Origin of the sequence: Rhizobium leguminosarum bv. viciae, from assembly GCF_012276115.1 — a bacterium.
GTDB lineage: Bacteria > Pseudomonadota > Alphaproteobacteria > Rhizobiales > Rhizobiaceae > Rhizobium > Rhizobium leguminosarum_T.
Genome location: NZ_WIEU01000038.1, coordinates 1 through 16,370, shown reverse-complemented (window position 1 = coordinate 16,370; position 16,370 = coordinate 1). Strand labels below are relative to the sequence as shown.

20 protein-coding genes are annotated in these 16,370 nt (G+C 60.3%); 11 read left to right on the top strand and 9 right to left on the bottom strand.

Features of this window, described 5'->3' with window-relative positions; all coding sequences use genetic code 11:
• The first annotated feature begins 234 nt into the window (after nt 1-234).
• From GFM02_RS33820 to GFM02_RS33800, 5 genes are all read left to right on the top strand, one after another.
• On the top strand, nt 235-564 hold the full coding sequence (locus GFM02_RS33820; protein ID WP_168272338.1) for an ArsR/SmtB family transcription factor: 330 nt from the start codon (nt 235-237) through the stop codon (nt 562-564).
• A complete protein-coding gene (locus GFM02_RS33815; RefSeq protein WP_168324125.1) occupies nt 561-1,025 on the top strand; it encodes an SRPBCC family protein in 465 nt (154 codons plus the stop codon). The genes GFM02_RS33820 and GFM02_RS33815 overlap by 4 nt, the downstream gene beginning before the upstream one ends.
• Nucleotides 1,026-1,069: 44 nt before the next feature.
• Complete coding sequence (locus tag GFM02_RS33810; RefSeq protein ID WP_168324124.1) at nt 1,070-1,486, top strand: GFA family protein; 417 nt, start codon at nt 1,070-1,072, stop codon at nt 1,484-1,486.
• Between the two features lie 208 nt (nt 1,487-1,694).
• Nucleotides 1,695-2,486 carry an aldolase gene (locus tag GFM02_RS33805; protein WP_168324123.1) on the top strand — a complete coding sequence of 264 codons (792 nt, stop codon included), beginning with the start codon at nt 1,695-1,697 and terminating at the stop codon, nt 2,484-2,486.
• Between the two features lie 322 nt (nt 2,487-2,808).
• Nucleotides 2,809-4,146 carry a TadE/TadG family type IV pilus assembly protein gene (locus tag GFM02_RS33800; RefSeq protein WP_168324122.1) on the top strand — a complete coding sequence of 446 codons (1,338 nt, stop codon included), beginning with the start codon at nt 2,809-2,811 and terminating at the stop codon, nt 4,144-4,146.
• Between the two features lie 99 nt (nt 4,147-4,245).
• Here GFM02_RS33800 and GFM02_RS33795 read toward each other — a convergent pair whose 3' ends face one another.
• From GFM02_RS33795 to GFM02_RS33785, 3 genes are all read right to left on the bottom strand, one after another.
• On the bottom strand, nt 4,246-4,719 hold the full coding sequence (locus GFM02_RS33795; RefSeq protein WP_168324121.1) for a nucleoside deaminase: 474 nt from the start codon (nt 4,717-4,719) through the stop codon (nt 4,246-4,248).
• A 113-nt stretch (nt 4,720-4,832) separates the two neighbouring features.
• The gene (locus GFM02_RS33790; RefSeq protein ID WP_168324120.1) at nt 4,833-5,216 is read right to left on the bottom strand and encodes a DUF4440 domain-containing protein; all 384 of its coding nucleotides are present in this window, start codon (nt 5,214-5,216) and stop codon (nt 4,833-4,835) included.
• Nucleotides 5,213-5,662, bottom strand: a complete 450-nt coding sequence (locus GFM02_RS33785) for a VOC family protein (protein ID WP_168324119.1) — start codon at nt 5,660-5,662, stop codon at nt 5,213-5,215. The genes GFM02_RS33790 and GFM02_RS33785 overlap by 4 nt, the downstream gene beginning before the upstream one ends.
• A 51-nt stretch (nt 5,663-5,713) precedes the next feature.
• Between GFM02_RS33785 and GFM02_RS33780 the strand changes: the two genes are divergently transcribed.
• Nucleotides 5,714-6,316, top strand: coding sequence for a TetR/AcrR family transcriptional regulator (locus tag GFM02_RS33780; RefSeq protein WP_168272332.1), 603 nt, complete (start codon nt 5,714-5,716; stop codon nt 6,314-6,316).
• Nucleotides 6,317-6,396: 80 nt separating this feature from the next.
• Here GFM02_RS33780 and GFM02_RS33775 read toward each other — a convergent pair whose 3' ends face one another.
• Nucleotides 6,397-7,335, bottom strand: a complete 939-nt coding sequence (locus GFM02_RS33775) for an AraC family transcriptional regulator (RefSeq protein ID WP_168324118.1) — start codon at nt 7,333-7,335, stop codon at nt 6,397-6,399.
• A 79-nt stretch (nt 7,336-7,414) separates the two neighbouring features.
• Here GFM02_RS33775 and GFM02_RS33770 point away from each other — a divergent pair, with 79 nt between their 5' ends.
• The gene (locus tag GFM02_RS33770; RefSeq protein ID WP_168324117.1) at nt 7,415-8,242 is read left to right on the top strand and encodes an oxidoreductase; all 828 of its coding nucleotides are present in this window, start codon (nt 7,415-7,417) and stop codon (nt 8,240-8,242) included.
• A 52-nt stretch (nt 8,243-8,294) separates the two neighbouring features.
• On the opposite strand, the gene GFM02_RS33765 is transcribed toward GFM02_RS33770, so the two are convergent.
• The 3 genes from GFM02_RS33765 to GFM02_RS33755 all read right to left on the bottom strand — a co-directional run bounded on the left by GFM02_RS33765 (nt 8,295) and on the right by GFM02_RS33755 (nt 9,640).
• Nucleotides 8,295-8,534, bottom strand: coding sequence for a hypothetical protein (locus GFM02_RS33765; protein ID WP_168324116.1), 240 nt, complete (start codon nt 8,532-8,534; stop codon nt 8,295-8,297).
• Nucleotides 8,531-8,851 (bottom strand): hypothetical protein, encoded by a 321-nt coding sequence (locus GFM02_RS33760; protein WP_168324115.1) that lies wholly within the window; start codon nt 8,849-8,851, stop codon nt 8,531-8,533. The genes GFM02_RS33765 and GFM02_RS33760 overlap by 4 nt, the downstream gene beginning before the upstream one ends.
• Before the next feature lie 72 nt (nt 8,852-8,923).
• Nucleotides 8,924-9,640: an SOS response-associated peptidase gene (locus GFM02_RS33755; RefSeq protein WP_168324114.1), complete on the bottom strand. Its 717-nt coding sequence runs from the start codon at nt 9,638-9,640 to the stop codon at nt 8,924-8,926.
• A 199-nt stretch (nt 9,641-9,839) separates the two neighbouring features.
• Here GFM02_RS33755 and GFM02_RS33750 point away from each other — a divergent pair, with 199 nt between their 5' ends.
• The 3 genes from GFM02_RS33750 to GFM02_RS33740 all read left to right on the top strand — a co-directional run bounded on the left by GFM02_RS33750 (nt 9,840) and on the right by GFM02_RS33740 (nt 11,935).
• Entirely contained in the window at nt 9,840-10,430 is a 591-nt protein-coding gene (locus tag GFM02_RS33750; RefSeq protein WP_168324113.1) for a TetR/AcrR family transcriptional regulator, read from the top strand.
• A gap of 71 nt (nt 10,431-10,501) precedes the next feature.
• Entirely contained in the window at nt 10,502-11,131 is a 630-nt protein-coding gene (locus tag GFM02_RS33745; RefSeq protein WP_168324112.1) for a hypothetical protein, read from the top strand.
• Nucleotides 11,132-11,356: 225 nt separating this feature from the next.
• Nucleotides 11,357-11,935, top strand: coding sequence for a DUF308 domain-containing protein (locus GFM02_RS33740; protein WP_168324111.1), 579 nt, complete (start codon nt 11,357-11,359; stop codon nt 11,933-11,935).
• Nucleotides 11,936-11,970: 35 nt separating this feature from the next.
• On the opposite strand, the gene GFM02_RS33735 is transcribed toward GFM02_RS33740, so the two are convergent.
• Both GFM02_RS33735 and GFM02_RS33730 read right to left on the bottom strand, forming a co-directional pair.
• Complete coding sequence (locus GFM02_RS33735; protein WP_246792611.1) at nt 11,971-12,441, bottom strand: hypothetical protein; 471 nt, start codon at nt 12,439-12,441, stop codon at nt 11,971-11,973.
• Between the two features lie 229 nt (nt 12,442-12,670).
• Complete coding sequence (locus tag GFM02_RS33730) at nt 12,671-13,555, bottom strand: abortive infection family protein (protein ID WP_205930586.1); 885 nt, start codon at nt 13,553-13,555, stop codon at nt 12,671-12,673.
• A 466-nt stretch (nt 13,556-14,021) separates the two neighbouring features.
• On the opposite strand from GFM02_RS33730, the gene GFM02_RS33725 reads away from it, so the two are divergent.
• Nucleotides 14,022-15,944, top strand: coding sequence for an adenylate/guanylate cyclase domain-containing protein (locus GFM02_RS33725; RefSeq protein WP_168324110.1), 1,923 nt, complete (start codon nt 14,022-14,024; stop codon nt 15,942-15,944).
• Nucleotides 15,945-16,370: the final 426 nt, after the last annotated feature.

The following is a 16,370-nucleotide window of genomic DNA, read 5'->3' as shown; positions in this document are numbered from 1 at the left end:
GCCGGCAATTTGGCGGAAACGCGCCCTACCCTCCGTCATCCCAGGCCTCAAGCCTGGGATCCATGCCCGCGGCTGGTGAAGGCCGACGTGGATCCTCGGGTCAAGCCCGAGGAAGACGGAGCAAGGGGCGAACTCTGCAGAAAATACAGCGACGTACGGCGAGAATTGTGCGAACGCGCCGCCACCAAACAATTAGCATTGACTCATCAATTAGCATACGCTATTGATTTCATCATGACCGAAGCCGCCTCCATCACCGCCGTCATGCGCGCCCTTGCCGATCCCACGCGGCGGGCCGTGTTTGAACATATCGTCGACTCCGAGGAGATCACCGTCGTCGAACTGACGCGGGCAAGCAGCGTCACGCAGGGCGCGATTTCGCAGCATCTCAAGGCGCTGAAACAGGCGGGCCTCGTCACTGAGCGCCCCGAAGGCCGGAAGGTCTATTACCGCGTCGAGCCGGAAGGCCTGGAGCCGCTTGTCGACTGGATGAGCCATTACGGCACCTTCTGGCGCGACCGCTTTGCCAATCTCAGAACATTGCTGAAGGAAATCGATCCATGAACGACGCCGCATTGAAACATGACACGCAGGAGATCGTGGTCGACGAGGTTTTTCCGCATCGGCCGGAGACGCTCTGGAAAACGCTGACGACGGCCGATCTGATGGGCCGCTGGCTGATGATTCCTACCGGATTCGAGCCCATCGAAGGCAAACACTTTACCTACCAGACGACGCCGGCCGGCGCCTGGGACGGCACCATTCACTGCCAGGTGCTGGAGGTGACGCCGAATGAGCGTCTCACCTATGCCTGGAAGGGCGGACATGAGGGGAATGTCGGCTACGGCTCCCCGCTCGACACCGTCGTCACCTTCATCCTGTCCAAGGCCGAAAACGGCACGCGGCTGCGCCTCATCCATTCCGGCTTCGTGCTGCCGAAAAATGAAACCGCCTTCGAGAAGATGGGCGAAGGCTGGAAGAAGGTCGTGAAGAACATCGGCGCCATTGCCGACGTGAAGGACTGAGGCGGGCCGCCGTCGCCAATACGGCGTTTTATCAGGAGAGAGACATGAGCAAGCCCTACACCGGCGGATGCGCCTGCGGTGCGATCCACTATGAAATCACAGCCGACCCGATCGCGATGAACGACTGCCAATGCCGCGACTGTCAGTCTTCAAGCGGCACCGGGCACGGATCCTATCTGACCTTCCCGAGCCGGCAGGCGGTGAAGCTGGAAGGCCAGGCGACGCATTGGCAGATGGTCGCCGACAACGGCAACGTCAAGACGCGCGGCTTCTGCCCCGCCTGCGGCTCGCCGGTCTACATGACCTTCTCCTACATGCCTGATTTCTTCACCATTCATGCCGCAAGCCTCGACGAGCCAGGCCGGTATCAGCCGCAGATGGTGACCTACACCGCGCGTGGCCTTGCCTGGGACAAGACCGATCCGGCTGCGCAAAAATTCGAGGGAATGCCGCCGATGTGAGGCAGGGCAGCGGCGTGTCAGATTGCGCAATCGACGGTCAGACTGTCGCGAGCCGGCCGCAGGCCGCGTCTCACGCGTGCGCCGAGCGCCAATGCGGATTTGCAAATGAAGCGAACCATGTTTGCCTCCAGCCGGCTTGATGCGAGGCTGATCCGGGGGTAATCCAGAACATAGCCCTCTCCTTCGACACCAATCTGAAACGACCCCCATGGCGCACTCCCTCAATACAGCCCCCTCGCCCGCCGGCGGCCCCAACCAGCCGAAACTTGATACGGACGACATCTGGCAGGCCCGCATCGATCTTGCGGCCTGCTTCCGGATGGCGGCAAGGCTCGGCATGGAGGAAGGGATCTGCAACCACTTCTCGGTCGTCGTTCCAGGCTATGACGACCTGTTCATCGTCAACCCTTACGGCTACGCTTTCGCCGAACTGACGGCATCGATGCTGTTGATCTGCGACTTTCACGGCAATGTGGTGTCGGGCAGCGGACAGCCTGAGGCCACCGCTTTTTACATCCACGCCAGGATTCACAAGAACATTCCCCGCGCCAAGGCGGCATTCCACACCCATATGCCTTATGCCACCGCCCTTTCGATGACGGAGGGCGATCCCCTGATCTTTGCCGGGCAGACCGCCTTGAAATTCTATGGACGCACGGCCGTCGACCGCAACTATAACGGCCTGGCGCTCGACGCCCGCGAAGGCGATCGCATCGCAGCCGCGATCGGCGATGCCGACATCGTCTTCATGAAGCACCACGGCGTGATGGTCTGCGCACCCAATATCGCCGAGGCCTGGGACGATCTCTACTATCTCGAGCGCGCCTGCGAAGTGCAGACGCTCGCGCTGTCGACCGGACGTGAAGTCCTTGCCGTCGCACCTGAGATCGCCGAAGCGGCGTACCGGCAAATGCGCGAAGGAGACCCGGAATCGGCCCGGCTCCATCTGGAGTCCGTGAAGCGCACGCTCGATCGCAGCGAGCCGGAATACAAGCGCTGAACCGCAGACCGCGGCTAGCGCGTGCGCCGGCGCCAGTGCGGATAGGGGACATTGGCGGTGAGCGCGCCCTCCTCGTGTGAGCGGATGGTGATCGGCCCTCCCGACGCACCAAGAGCGCTCGTCTATCAACCGGAGCATGCAGATGACTGCTTTGCGGGCTTCGATGGCGCTCATCATTGCGACGGCGAGTTCTTCAGCGATTTAGTGAAAATACAACCATACGTTTTTGCCTTTGATTTAAGTTTCGCTATTACTAATCGCGGTTGTAGCAATTTTCTTGCGGCGCAACCACGAACACGGATACCGGGAAGGCAGCCTTTGTATGTTGCATCGTTTCATCGTTGACCGATCCGGCAACTTCGGAATCATGACGGCGCTGCTCGTCGTCCCCCTGTTCGGTGCGGCGGGTACAGCCATTGATTTTGGCAGCGCCCTGTCGCTTCGCACCGAACTCTATGCCGCTGCGGACGCGGCGGCGGTCGGATCCATTACACCTAAGTCAGATGCGGCAACGCAAGCAAACACGATGTCCGGCGATGGGTCGCTGACGCTCGGAAAATCCGAAGCCCAGAAGATCTTCTTTTCGCAGACTTCCAAAAAACATGGCGACGTGCCCGTCACCGTCGACATCAGCGTTCAAAAAGCGGGCGGCGTTCTCAGCTCGACCGTATCCTTTAACGCAACGATGCCCACGACCTTCATGCAGGTGATGGGATTTCATCAGATCACCATTTCCGGGACGGCAACAGCCCGGTATGAGACGCCGTCCTACATGGATTTCTTCATGCTGTTGGATAACACTCCATCGATGGGCGTTGGGGCCACCGCTGCAGACATCACCGCCATGAAAAATGCGACAGCAAACGGCCACGATGGCGGCAAAGATAAAAACTGCGCGTTCGCATGCCACATCGTTTCTGAAAAGGGCGTAGAGGATAAGAAAAGCTACTACAATGTCGCACGCAATAATGGCGTGACCATCCGTATCGACGTGGTCGCTGCTGCCGTTAAAGCATTGATGGCCAAGGCAAAGGACACGCAGTCCATGGCAAGCCAGTTCCGTGTCGCTGCCTATACGTTCGGCAAGACTGCCCAGGACGCCAAAGCCGCGAAGCTCTTCAAGGTCTCCGACCTGGACTATGATCTTGGCGCCGTGGCAGTCGCGACGGACATGATCAATCTTATGAGCATTCCCTATCAGAACTACTACAGCGACCAGCAGACGAGCTTTGACGAAGCGTTGAAAGGGATCGAAGGCGAAATCAAGGGTAATATCGGCATGGGCACCAGCAATGCCGATCGCCAGAAGATCGTATTTTTCGTCGCTGACGGTGTTGGGGATAGCTATAAGCCGACCGGCTGCACCAGCCCGAAAGGAGCAATCAGCGGACGATGCATCGAACCGATCGACACGAGCTTTTGCAAGAAGCTCAAAGATCGCGGCATCAAAGTCGCCGTCCTTTATACGACCTATCTGCCCCTGCCCGACAACGACTTCTACAAGGACCGAGTAAAGCCTTTCGAGACCAAAATCGCCGCGAAAATGGAAGAATGCGCAACCCCCGGCTTCTATTTCGCGGTCAGTCCCACCGAAGGTATTGAAGAGGCCATGGAGGCCTTATTCCTGAAGATCGTCAGCGCACCACGGATAACCAGCTAGAGCATGATGCCGAAAATCGGAATCGATTTTCGGAAAGTACGATGCCAGGATTGAAAGTGTTAGAGCGTCCTTTATGCGTCCGAAAGGACGCACGGCGCTCTAAGCCTTGCCCAGATGCTTCGGCCAGAATTCTTGATGGACTTTGGCGGCTTCTTCTTCGAGGTTCGTCGGGCCAACCACGGTGACGTTGCGCGCGCCGGTTTGCAACACCGCCCGGCTCGGCACGTTCAACCCGATCCCGGCGATCTCGCCAAGCCGTGTTTCGGAGCATGCAAACACCATGCGCCCGATGCCCGACCAGTAGATTGCCCCGGAGCACATGGCGCAGGGCTCCGTGCTGGTGTAGAGCGTGCAGTCGGCGAGAAAAGCAGCGTCGTAGTGCTGCGCCGCCAGTTTGACCAGGTTCATCTCGGCGTGGTTGGTCATATCGTGGCCGGTGAAGACGCTGTTTTCGGCGCGCAGGATGACTTCGCCGTCCTTCACCAGCACCGAGCCAAACGGTTCGTCGCCGTGTTCCATCGCGGATTTCGAAAGCGCAATCGCCTCGCGTAAAAACGGCTCGTGGTTTTCCATCGGAGTCCCCCAGCTAGAGCGGGATGATCTTGTCTTGAATCGAAGGGATTTCCAAGGGGCTGGGGGCAAGGACCTAAAGCGCGACGAGCGAATCTGAAAGATCGCGGCGCGCTTCAGGCCCCGCTGCTGACAGGGGTGAGGTGGGTCAGTACGCACCGCCACCTGTTACGCTGCCGGTGATAGACGTCGGTGATCCATTCGTCGGCCGATATCGGTTCGCCACGGAACATGCCGGTGTTCTGTCCGCGACCGGTAACCGTGGCGACATTGCCGAGCAGATGGACGTGATGCGTCGTCTTGGTCATCGTGTCATGGCTCAAGACACCGGATCCGATCGCCGAAAGAATAGCCTGTGCAGGGATCGGGCCACGCTCAGGCGTCACCAGCACCCAGTCCTTCGTGATGCAGGCGGCGATCCGGGTGGGATCGTTGGACACCATCGCCGCGTTGAAGGCGCGCTCAGCCTCCTGGAGCGCTTCAAGGGCTGCGGCACTCACGCCGACATATCCTCGTTCCAGCGGCGTTGCATCTCCTCAGGCGTGACCTGCTCGATGGTTTGCGACAACATCCAGCGATGACCGAAGGGATCGAGCACCTGCGCCACCCGCTCGCCAAAACTCTGGTCGGTCGCCGGGCGCAACATCGTCGCCCCGGCCGATAGCGCCTGCGCCAGTGCTTCGTCGGTCGACACCGTGTCCATGTGGAAGGTCACCGGCGAGCCTCCGACGGCATCGGGAGACAGGGCGCCGAAGTCCGGATATTCGTCTGCCAGCATCATCAGCGTCTCTCCGAAACGCAACTCGGCATGGCCGATCCGCCCGTCCGAAGGATCGGTCATGCGGAAGACTTCCGTGGCGCCGAAAGCCTCCTTGTAGAAGTCGATGGCCCCTGCCGCATCCTTGACGATGAAGTAGGCACTCACTTTTCGGGCAAAACTCGGCATGGGTGATCCTCCTTGACTGGGTCCTTTATTAACGTTACGTATCGTAAAGATATGAGTCAAGAGAATAACGCAACACCGAAGAAACGAGGGCGGCCGCCAAGCGCTGCCGCGCAGAGGCGTGCCTTGGAGGCCGCCCACGAAATCCTGATGGCCGAAGGTTTTGGCCGCATGACGATCGAAGCCGTGGCGGCGCGGTCCGGTGTCGGCAAGCCGACGATCTACCGCTCCTGGGCCAATGCGCAGGAACTGGCGATGGCCGCTCTTCTGGTCAACCGGCTACCGGAAGCGGAAGTTGGAGGGGGCACGGCGCAGGCGGCTCTCGGCGCGCAGATGAGCGGACTGGTGACTGCCTTTGCAAGCACGCGCGGGCGGCAGATCACCATGGCGCTTGCGGCGGCCGACCCGGAAAGCGAATTCACCAAGGCCTTCCGCAATCAGGTGATCCTATCGAGCCGCAACGCCGGTCGTGTCATCCTGGAGGAGGCTCTGGCTCGGGGAGAGATCGTTCCGCCGCCTGATATGGAGGCGCTGCTCGACATGATCTACGGACCGGTCTTCTTCCGGCTGCTGGTCGGCCATCGCCCGGTCTCGCCGGAGTTCGGCGATGCGATCGTCAGGACCGCGTTGCGGGCCGTTGCACCGTCGGGCGCGTGAGCCCCTCACGTCGCGATCGGCGAAGCCGACATGCGGACCGACCGACTTGACCGGCGCTCGCAGGCGGCCGACCGAACGACCTACCCCTGATCGTCACCCGGTTCGCCGAGGTGGCGCTGCACCCACTTGATCTCCTGCGATGCGGTGCGCCCGAAATGCCGTTTGAAATCGCGGCTGAACTGCGCCGGGCTTGCGTAGCCGACCGAAGCCGCCACCTCGGCAATCGTTCTCGTCCGGCGGGCGATCATCAATCTTGCTTCGTGAAGCCGCATCGCTTTGACGTATTGCATCGGACTGTTGCCGGTCAGACCCTTGAAATGGACATGGTAGGAGGGAACGCTCATGCCCACCTCCCTTGCCAGATCGGTGACCGCGATCTCCAGGCCATAATTTTCCCGCAACCAGGCCAGGCTCTGAATGATTTTTCCGGATCTGCCTTTCTGCTGGAGGGCGGCGATCATCGCGCAGCCTTGCGGACCGACCAAGACGCGGTAGTGCAATTCGCGCAGAATGCCGGCGCCAAGCACATCCGTCTCAATGCTGCTGCCAAGTGCCATCAGCAGTCGCAGCAGCACATCCTCGATATCGCCAGACATCCTGCTCGACACGAGACTTCTCGGCTCGTCGCCTGGCAGTTCGGCATGTTTTTCCACCTGCAGCGCGATCTCGGCCGCCATCTGCATATCGAACTCGACATAGACCGCAAGCAATGGCCGCCCGGGACTGGCCGTCGACGTCATCCGGAATGGAACGGGCAGCGACACCGCCAGATAGTGCTCCTCGTCATAGCGGAAGACCTCGCCTTCGAGGATGCCCTGCTTGCTGCCCTGCAGGACGAAAACCGCGCCCGGTTGATAGAGGACCGGGATGTCGTGGAGCACCGCTTCGGTGCGCAAGATGCGGACGGAAGCAAGCGCGGTCGGATTGTATCCGTGACGCGGGGCAAGACGTCCGGCCAGCGCGACCATCTCCCCTCGCCTGGATAGGCCGCGATCATCCATCATAGGATTTGACAACATCTTGAGAGTATCCGCAATCGATAGGCCGGTTTCTCCATACTATTTGTCAAGTCCCATCCTCAATCAAGGACTATCGCTGATGTCACGAAAGACCTTCTTCATCACCGGATCGAATTCCGGCTTCGGGCTCGCCATTGCGTCTGCGGCTCTTCAGGCGGGCCACAGGGTGATCGGCACCGTGCGCTCGCAAGCCGCGCGCACAGCGCTTGCTAAAACTCTGCCTGACCTGCGGCCGGTCCTTTGCGACGTCACCGAGTTCGACCGCATCGATGATGTCGTCGGCCACGCCGAGGAGGAGCATGGGCCTGTCGACGTGCTGATCAACAATGCCGGCTACGGCCATGAGGGCGTGCTCGAGGAGTCGCCGATCGAAGAGATGCGGCGGCAGTTCGAGGTGAATGTCTTCGGCGCCGTCGCTGTCGCCAAGGCGTTTCTGCCGCGGTTTCGCGTGCGGCGCCGAGGGTCCATCGTCAACGTCACGTCGATGGGCGGCATGATCACCATGCCCGGTATCGCCTATTACTGCGGCAGCAAGTTTGCGCTGCAAGGCATATCGGAGGTGATGCGGGCGGAAATGGCCCCGTTCGGTGTGCATGTGACCACCCTTTGTCCCGGCTCCTTCCGCACGGACTGGGCCGGGCGATCGATGGTCCGCACGGAACGGTCGATCGCCGATTATGACGCCCTGTTCGACCCGATCCGCCAGGCGCGACAGGCCGTCAGCGGCAAGCAACTCGGCGATCCCGCCAAACTGGCAGCAGCGGTTCTGAAGCTCATCGAATCCGATAATCCGCCGCCGCAGCTTCTGCTCGGCAGCGACGCCCTCAAGCATGTATCGGAGAGGATCGTTCGCCTACAGCAGGAGATCGAGGCGTGGAAGCCTGTCACCCTCTCGACCGACGGCTGACGGCGGAATATCTGCCGTCCGCTTCAACGATATCGAGATAATCAGCCAGGTTTCATTGGATGATTTTCCCACCCTCGGCCGCCTCAAGCTTCCGTCTGAGCGCCTGTTCCTGTTCGTATGATTTATGCGGGAAATGCTCAAAGCACCACCAGCGCGTCGGCACGGCCGGAGATGGGCTGTGGCCCCAGCCTCCCCATTCCTTGCAGCGCGTGCCATCAGCAAGCCGGTGCTCGCAATAATGTTCAACGATCTGATTGGCGCCCGGCGCACTCGAATGGCCTTCGATGCTCATGGATGCACCCTCCTCCGTTTCCCGCTCTTGATGCTTTCATAGATCATTTCCAGCCGCCTTGAGGCGACGTAGGCGCTGTCCTCGTATCCAGCCGACGGCCAATCCAGTCGAGGGCTGCCGTCTGTCGCCACGATCCAGAACCATCGATTATCGATCCCTCCGCCTGCCTGTGGCCGGAATATCCTTCCGATCTGGATATCGCCGTCAAAAGCGACGTAATCGTCGCCGGGTTTCTCCTTCCAGGCGTGCCGCCATTTGTATTTGATTTCCCGGTGGCTGACATGTTCCCAGGATTTCCAGGTGATTTGTTCTGGCATGCGTCGTCGTCCCCTCGCGAGGTTTCCTTTGGCCGCATGGTTGATTGATGGCTCCCGCCCGAGCCGGTGAATTCAGATCAGCGTCGGTTCCGGATCGGGGTCGATGGGATCGATAATGTCAGCCGTGTCGTTCTTGGGCGAACCCACTTTGCTGCCGATCGGCCACATGGTCATCAGTTCCGCCGGGAACGGCCTCATCAGGTCGTTCGGATCGGGTTCCGGCGATAGCCAGCGTTCATAATCCTCACGATGCAGGATGACTGGCATCCGATCATGGATCTGCGCCATCATCTCATTCGGCTCGCAGGTGATAATTGCGAAGCTCCGGATCTCTATGTCATTGTCGCGCCGCATCTCCCAGATGCCGGCGAGCGCAAAGGGCGAGCCGTCGGCCATGGCGATCGCATAGGGCTGCTTGTTCTTGCCGGTGCCGAAGATATCCTTCCACTCGAAGAAGCCGTTGATCGGCACCAGGCAACGGCGCGACCTGTAGGCCGAGCGGAACAGGCCGTTGGTACCGATGCCCTCGCAGCGCGCATTGATCGGCGGCGGACGCCCTCCCGGCTTCATCCATGCCGGCATCAGACCCCAGCGCGCCGAGGCGAAGATCGGCCCCATGATGTCAGGCTCGCGGACCATATCGCGAATAATGATGGGATAATCCAGCGTCGGCGCGCCGTTGTAGAGTGGAAATCGGTTTCCGAGCGCATCGATCGCGCCTCGCTCTGCGAAGGCGAAATTGCGCACCAGTTCCTCAAGCGAGGTCTTGATATAGACGCGGCCGCACATCCAGAACTCCATCCCCACATATTAGGTGTTCTGATTATGTTCTGGTGGTTCGAGGCGAGTCAAGGCCGGTCGCTACAACCGATGCCGCCGTCGCTTTCGCCGGAGTCAAAGTGAAGCCTGTCACCGTCTCCACCACCGCTGACGGCGGAAAATCTGCTTTCCGCTTGACAGCCTTCCTACTGGAAGGTAGATGAAACCCATGAGCAATCTATTGACGACCTCCGACGAAATCCTGGCTTCCGCACGAGCGCTGATCATGACCGGAGGTTATAACGGCTTCAGCTATGCCGATATTGCTGCCGTCGTCGGGATTCGCAAGGCCAGCATCCATCACCATTTTCCCAGCAAGACCGACTTGGTGCGCACGCTTGTCATGCGATATCGTGAGGATGCAGAGGCGGGCATCGCGGGCCTGGAGCAGCACGTGCAGGATCCCCTGGCGCTCCTCCAAACCTATGCGGGCCACTGGGCCCAGTGCATCGAGGACGCCAGCCGGCCATTTTGCGTCTGCGCCCTGCTGGCAAGCGAACTGCCGGCGCTGCCGCCGGAGGTCGCAGCCGAGGTCAAGGCTTTCTTCCGCTTTGCTTCGGCATGGCTGACCTCGGTGATGGAACGAGGCGCTCAGGACGGGAGTTTGAAACTGTCGAGCGAACCGCGCGTCGAGGCTGAAGCCTTCATGGCCTCCGTCCATGGCGCCATGCTTTCAGCCCGTGCTTACGGGACTCCGGAGGTCTTCGCCACCATTCTGGCTCCCACCTTGCAGCGGCTCACGCCAACCGCTGCTCGATAGAGCTCTGGACGGAATATACGCCCGAAGCAACAACCATGACCAGAAAACTACCAACTAGTAGGAAGACAAGCATGTTCAAGACCATTCTTCCCGCTCTCGCGTTTGGGCTCAGCGCAATCGCGTCGGCGGCCCTTCCAGCGGCGCCCGCCCATGCCGAAGACCAGAAGGCCGAGCAGGTCCATGTCAGGGGCAGCATCGTCGCCTATAGCGGCTCCGCCCTCAAGGTGAAGACCCGCGAGGGAGAGACCGTCGATGTCACCCTTGCCGACGGCTGGAAACTGGCGAGCGTTGCCAATGCTGCGGTCACCGACATCAAGCTGGGCGACTTCGTCGGCATCGCATCCCTGCCGAGTGAAGGCGGCGGCGACGGCGCGCTTGAGGTGCTGATCTTCCCGCCGGCGATGAAAGGTGCCGGTGAAGGCAGCTATGGTTGGGACCTCAAGCCCAACAGCAGCATGACCAACGCGACGGTCGCCGACGCCGTCAAGGGCGTCGACGGCCGCACCGTCACCGTCGCCTATCACGGCAAGGAAAAGAAGATCTCGATTCCGGACGGCACGCCCGTCGTGACCATCGCTCCGGCCACCAAGGACGATCTCGTTCCCGGCGCCGTCGTCTTCATCCCCGCCGAGAAGGCTGCCTCGGGGGCCTTCGCCCATCAGGTGCTTGTCGGGAAAAATGGCGTGGTCCCGCCCATGTGACCACGTCGTCGCCGGTCGGCTGGGCCGCCCCCGGTTCGACCGGCGATTCACGAGGGAATGCCGTCTGACCGCAGCCGATGGACTCGAACGACGGAGAACACCGTCGCGACAGCAGCCCGGCGGTGCTGGGGCGGTTCCGTGAAACCCAACCTCGATGACGGACACCGCTCGTAACGGTGAGCCCGCCCCTATCAGACCAACACAATCACATTCAGGAAAGAGATCATGATGACCACCGATCAAACCACCATCGCGTCTGGCGACAGGGAAGAGTGGCTGACGCGCTATTACTTCACCCGCGCAGCCTTTTCCGCCATCTGGGTCGCCGCCGCCTTGACGGCCGGGCTCCAGTCGCTTGCCGTCGCGGCGGGCTTGCTGATCCTCTACCCGGCCTGGGATGCCGCCGCCAACCTCATCGATGCAGCTCGGAACGGCGGCCTGCCAAACAACCGCAGCCAGGCGATCAACGTCGCCGTCAGCGCGGTGACGACAGCTGCCGTGGTCGTCGCCCTGACGATGAGCATGAACTGGGTTCTCGGCGTCTTCGGCTTCTGGGCGATCTTTTCCGGCCTGCTGCAGCTTGGAACCGCCGTCCGGCGATGGAAGACCGATGGCGGCCAGTGGGCGATGATCCTCAGCGGCGGCCAATCCGCGGTGGCAGGCGCCTTCTTCATCGCCCAGGCGCAAATGCCGGAAGCACCGTCCATCGCCAACATCGCCGGCTATGCCGGGCTCGGCGCCTTCTATTTCCTGGTCTCGGCCGTCTGGCGAAGCGTCACGCAGATGCGGCGGAAGCGGGCCTGAGGCGGCGGGCGCCAATCGCGATGTGACACCGTCGATCAGCGGGGAGCAACTGCCCCGTCGGGGAATTTGTGATAGTTGCAGGCGTTCATCGAAAACAACGCCACATCGTCACCGATTTCGCGGCGCGAAAGCTCCCATTCGAAGGTGTCACGGCCATCGAAACCGTAAGATAACGCCATCGTGGTCAGTTCCCCGAAAGGCCCTGGGGGATACACGGCACCGTACACAGTCGCCTCCTTTCCCGGGAATTTGCCTTTGATAACTCTCTTGATCTCCAGATCTGCCCTTATCCACCGCGTCGGAGAGTCTTCTGTCCCTAGGAAACCGGATTCGCCGATCGACAGCGATTTCACGCGCGCCTCAACCACGATCTCCGCTTTCGCCAGCAGTTCATCCTGAGGAGGGCATCGCGGCAATCCGGCTGCTGGCGTCAGATCCATAACCAACAGAGCAAAAATTGCTGTGAAGCACAGTCGCATATGCGGGTTCAGGAGTGCCTTCGGCATCGGTGTCTTTCCTTCGGCATCGGTGTCTTTCCTTATGCATAGGCGTGTCTATTTCGCCTCGATTGCGCGAGGCTGAAACGGACTTCCCCATCCGATCGCATAAACCGCCGCCTTATCCCTAAACCTTGCGGAGCCCCGAAAAGACGCAGCTTTCCGTCATCGGCCACGCCCTCGGAGGCTTGGTCATCCCAAGGGCAGCCCGGCAAATGGCGAGCTTGAAAGTTCCAGTTTACTTTTCAGACTTTGGTAAATCCCTGCCCGGAAATCTCAACTGCCAGGTCTCGATCAGGAACACCGCGACAGCGCTGGCCGAATGAATGGCGAGCCTCGCAATTCTGGGATCCACTCTCTTGAAGCCCCGCTCCCTACCATGAGCGTCGCCACCATGGGTCCGAAGTGCGCCGATTCCCTGCACCGCGTTGACAAGGCCAGAGAGCACAGCACGAACATCCGCAGAGATCTCGTCTGCCACACCTTCCTTTGTTGGCGAGAGTCCCAAGGGTTCTCGGACCGCCTTATAGACTCCGGCCAAATCCAGCTTTTTGGGGAACTCCACTTTCAATTCGACTAAGATCGATCGGCAGACGCTCTCGACCAAAGAGCAAGCCGCTGTGATTGCATCTTCCGGGTCATCCACTACACCCTTCTTTGCACGCTCAAGGTCTCTGTTCACGGTATCAAAATCGATCTTAGTCCCAGCAGTTATGAGATTCGCGATCGAACCCGCCTCGGTGAAAGCGCAAAGGCGAACCTTTCGCCCCTCTCTAACAAGCTGGAGACCATCGTGCTCCAAGCGGCGGTTCAAATACTCCATGACGCCCTCATGCCTCTCTGGCCGCTCGATGAAATCACGAGGGTCGGCAGCCTTCTCTATGAGGCGCTCAAGAGCGGCGTTGTCGTCCTTGAACCCCGCTAAAGTTGAAATGGCCTGTCGGGTTGCAATATGGCGACTGCCCGCAACCAGATTGAAACGAACCTGGCAGGAGGCGAACCATTGTTCCAACTCCCATCCCCGCCGATAAAGCCCTATGGGTTCGTTGGGATCTGAGGCAGAGCCGCCACTGATTACCTGCGCGAGCGCCTCGATCGTATGTTCCGACAGCTCAATCCACATTTGCGCCCCCGACGAGTTGCTGCCTCTACCCAGCGGGCGATATAATCACCTCCCTGACGGTATTGCTATGCCCGCCACCGGCGACAGATAACTGCAATCGATTTCTTCAATCTGGAACGTTGAAAACCTCTCGAAGACAAGTGAACGGCACTCAAAGATAGGAGAACCGGGCCCGAATTTTGCCGAGGACATCTGCCAGTTCGGCAAAGTCATCCCTGCTCAACACAGCCCTACCATAGTCGTCTTCATTACCCGAATACGGCGGATCGAAGTAAAACGTCGACTGATAGTTTTGCCGCCCATTTGGTTGTCGAAACCCGCCCTCACCCTCCGTCATCCCAGCCGAGACGCGCAGCGGCGGTGTGACCGCACTCACCGCCTTGTGTAAGTTTCCAAAAGGCGGTTAGCTGCCATCGTTGGCTATGCCTCGTGTACTGAGACGTGTCCGCATTTCGGGGGAAATCTCGTGCACTGGTCCAAACCCCTACGACTGCATCTCGGCGTCCTGGTCGTCGCATCGCTGCTTTGCACGTCGACGCCGATCATCTGGCTGGCGTTCAGGCAGGGAAGCGATGCTGCCGTCAGTGCGGGCGTGCAGCAGATGCGCGAGATGAGCCTGCGGCTGATCGAGGGGTACCGCAATACGCTGCAGGGCGGCACCGAGGCGGTGGCACTGGCATCGACCCTGCCGCAGCTCGCCTCCCCGCCGCCCCAGGATATCACGGCAAAACAGCAATTCTTTCTGGAGGTTCTCAGAAACGTCCCCAACGCGACGAGCGTCTACACCGGCTATCCTGACGGCTCGTATCTGCAGGTCATCAACACGCAAAGGCAGGATGTCCGCCGGATCCTCGCAGCACCCGATGGCACGGCTTTCGCGATCCGCACGATAGCACGCAGACAGGGCCCGGACGTCATATCGACGTTTCGCTTCCTCGACCGCCAGGCAAGCCCGATCGCCGAGCGTGACGTCGACCATGCATCTTTCGATCCGCGGCAACGCCCCTGGTACCAATTCGTCATCCAGCGCAGCGAGGAAGTATCCGTCGGACCGTATGTTGCGGGAACGCTGCAGCTTCCAACGCTGACGATCGCAGCACCGATGCGAGACGACGATCAGGTGGTCGTCGGCATCAACATCCACCTGATGACTGTCAGCCGGATGCTGGATGCGCAGAAGATTTCGCCGCGGGCGCGCGCCTACATCATCGATGACGCCGATGATCTGATCGCCCATTCCGACCCGGCAATCATGAACAGGCTTCTCGACGCATGGTCGAAAAATGCCGATGGCGCCGTTGCCGTCGATACGACGAAAGACAGTTACGACACGAGCCTCGAAACGGTGGCGAGGCTCAGGCGGGATCCGGCCTTTGCAAGCGGCGGCGTGGTGCGGATCGATCTCGATGGCGAACGCCAGATCCTGCAGATCGCCCCCGTCGGCGTGTCCGGTCTGTTCGAGGGAAGCGTCGCCGCAATCGTCGTGCCCCTGGAAGATCTGGTGGCTGAGGCCGATCGGCTGCTGATGCACAATCTCCTGATTGCGGCCGCCTTCCTGATCGCCGGTGTCGCCGCCTCGGTGATGCTCTCGCGCATGGTCAGCCGCTCCCTTTATCGGCTGGCCGACGAGGCGCGCAGGATCGGCGATCTCGATGTCGGCGAGAAAGGTGTCTCCCATTCCTTTATATCGGAGATCAACACGCTGGCGGGCGCGCTGGCGGCAAGCCGCCATGCCATCAGCCAGTTTGCCCTCTATGTTCCGCGTGAAGTCGTCAGACGGATCGTCAATCCCGAAGGGCGAGCTGTCGCCAAGGCGCAGCGACAGGATGTGACGGTGCTCTTCACCGACATCAGAGACTTCACCACCATATCCGAGCAGCATTCGCCCGAGGACGTGGTCGATACATTGTCGGCCTATTTCGAACTGTTAAACACCATCGCCGAGCGCAATCGCGGGACCGTCGTGCAATATCTCGGCGACTCCATTTTCGTCATGTGGAACGCCCCTGTTCCAGACGCCAGACATGCCGAAAACGGCTGCCGATGCGCGCTTGCCATGAAAGCGGCGATCGACGACTTAAATGAAGCCAACTGCCGGAATGGCCGCCCCGCGCTCATCACGCGATTTGGATTGCACACCGGCCCGGCGGTCGTCGGCAGCTTCGGCGCGATTTCTAGGCAACAGTACACGGCCATGGGCGACACGATCAACGTCGCCTCGCGGCTGGAAGGACTGAACAAGGAATTCAACACCTCGATCCTGGTCAGCGCCGCCATCCACGACGCCGTCGCCGATCTCTTCGCCCTTCGCCCGCTTGGCCTCGTGCAGGTCAAGGGGCGAGCCGAGAAGGTCGATTTATGGGAGTTGGTTGGGGAAAGCGGCGGCTAACGGATAGAATCTGACGCTTAGTATTCGCGGAAGTCTCCGTCCCGGTCGTGGAAGCGTTCCAACCCCGCCCAGAAGCAGAAATTCCGACCCGCCGGCGAAATCGACGCCTCAACCTCCCTCATTCCTGTGCTTGTCACAGGAATCCAGTGCGCCCAAGTCCTTGGGCGCGGGAGTTTCTTCTTTGCAGTAGAGTCATTCACGGCGCGGACGCGCCGTGGCTAGATTCCTGTGACAAGCACAGGAATTGTCTCTCAAATCTATGCTTTAATGTTTGGGAAGCTGGGATCGAACCCCGGGATGGCCATCCCGGGGTTCGCGCGGCAAAGCGCCCGTACAGGAATAGGTGTCAACGACCGACTTCATGAAGGGACTTTGCCGCTCCAGCTTCGCATCGCTTGCTGACTTGAATGGGCTATCCGAAGGACA

Coding starts and splice junctions, on each gene's coding strand:
- GFM02_RS33805 (WP_168324123.1), top strand. CDS start 1,695: ATGGCGCACTCCCTCAATACAGCCCCCTCGCCCGCCGGCGGCCCCAAC.
- GFM02_RS33765 (WP_168324116.1), bottom strand. CDS start 8,534: ATGAGCATCGAAGGCCATTCGAGTGCGCCGGGCGCCAATCAGATCGTT.
- GFM02_RS33810 (WP_168324124.1), top strand. CDS start 1,070: ATGAGCAAGCCCTACACCGGCGGATGCGCCTGCGGTGCGATCCACTAT.
- GFM02_RS33775 (WP_168324118.1), bottom strand. CDS start 7,335: ATGTTGTCAAATCCTATGATGGATGATCGCGGCCTATCCAGGCGAGGG.
- GFM02_RS33780 (WP_168272332.1), top strand. CDS start 5,714: ATGAGTCAAGAGAATAACGCAACACCGAAGAAACGAGGGCGGCCGCCA.
- GFM02_RS33740 (WP_168324111.1), top strand. CDS start 11,357: ATGATGACCACCGATCAAACCACCATCGCGTCTGGCGACAGGGAAGAG.
- GFM02_RS33820 (WP_168272338.1), top strand. CDS start 235: ATGACCGAAGCCGCCTCCATCACCGCCGTCATGCGCGCCCTTGCCGAT.
- GFM02_RS33745 (WP_168324112.1), top strand. CDS start 10,502: ATGTTCAAGACCATTCTTCCCGCTCTCGCGTTTGGGCTCAGCGCAATC.
- GFM02_RS33770 (WP_168324117.1), top strand. CDS start 7,415: ATGTCACGAAAGACCTTCTTCATCACCGGATCGAATTCCGGCTTCGGG.
- GFM02_RS33800 (WP_168324122.1), top strand. CDS start 2,809: ATGTTGCATCGTTTCATCGTTGACCGATCCGGCAACTTCGGAATCATG.
- GFM02_RS33785 (WP_168324119.1), bottom strand. CDS start 5,662: ATGCCGAGTTTTGCCCGAAAAGTGAGTGCCTACTTCATCGTCAAGGAT.
- GFM02_RS33755 (WP_168324114.1), bottom strand. CDS start 9,640: ATGTGCGGCCGCGTCTATATCAAGACCTCGCTTGAGGAACTGGTGCGC.
- GFM02_RS33735 (WP_246792611.1), bottom strand. CDS start 12,441: ATGCCGAAGGCACTCCTGAACCCGCATATGCGACTGTGCTTCACAGCA.
- GFM02_RS33815 (WP_168324125.1), top strand. CDS start 561: ATGAACGACGCCGCATTGAAACATGACACGCAGGAGATCGTGGTCGAC.
- GFM02_RS33730 (WP_205930586.1), bottom strand. CDS start 13,555: ATGTGGATTGAGCTGTCGGAACATACGATCGAGGCGCTCGCGCAGGTA.
- GFM02_RS33750 (WP_168324113.1), top strand. CDS start 9,840: ATGAGCAATCTATTGACGACCTCCGACGAAATCCTGGCTTCCGCACGA.
- GFM02_RS33795 (WP_168324121.1), bottom strand. CDS start 4,719: ATGGAAAACCACGAGCCGTTTTTACGCGAGGCGATTGCGCTTTCGAAA.
- GFM02_RS33760 (WP_168324115.1), bottom strand. CDS start 8,851: ATGCCAGAACAAATCACCTGGAAATCCTGGGAACATGTCAGCCACCGG.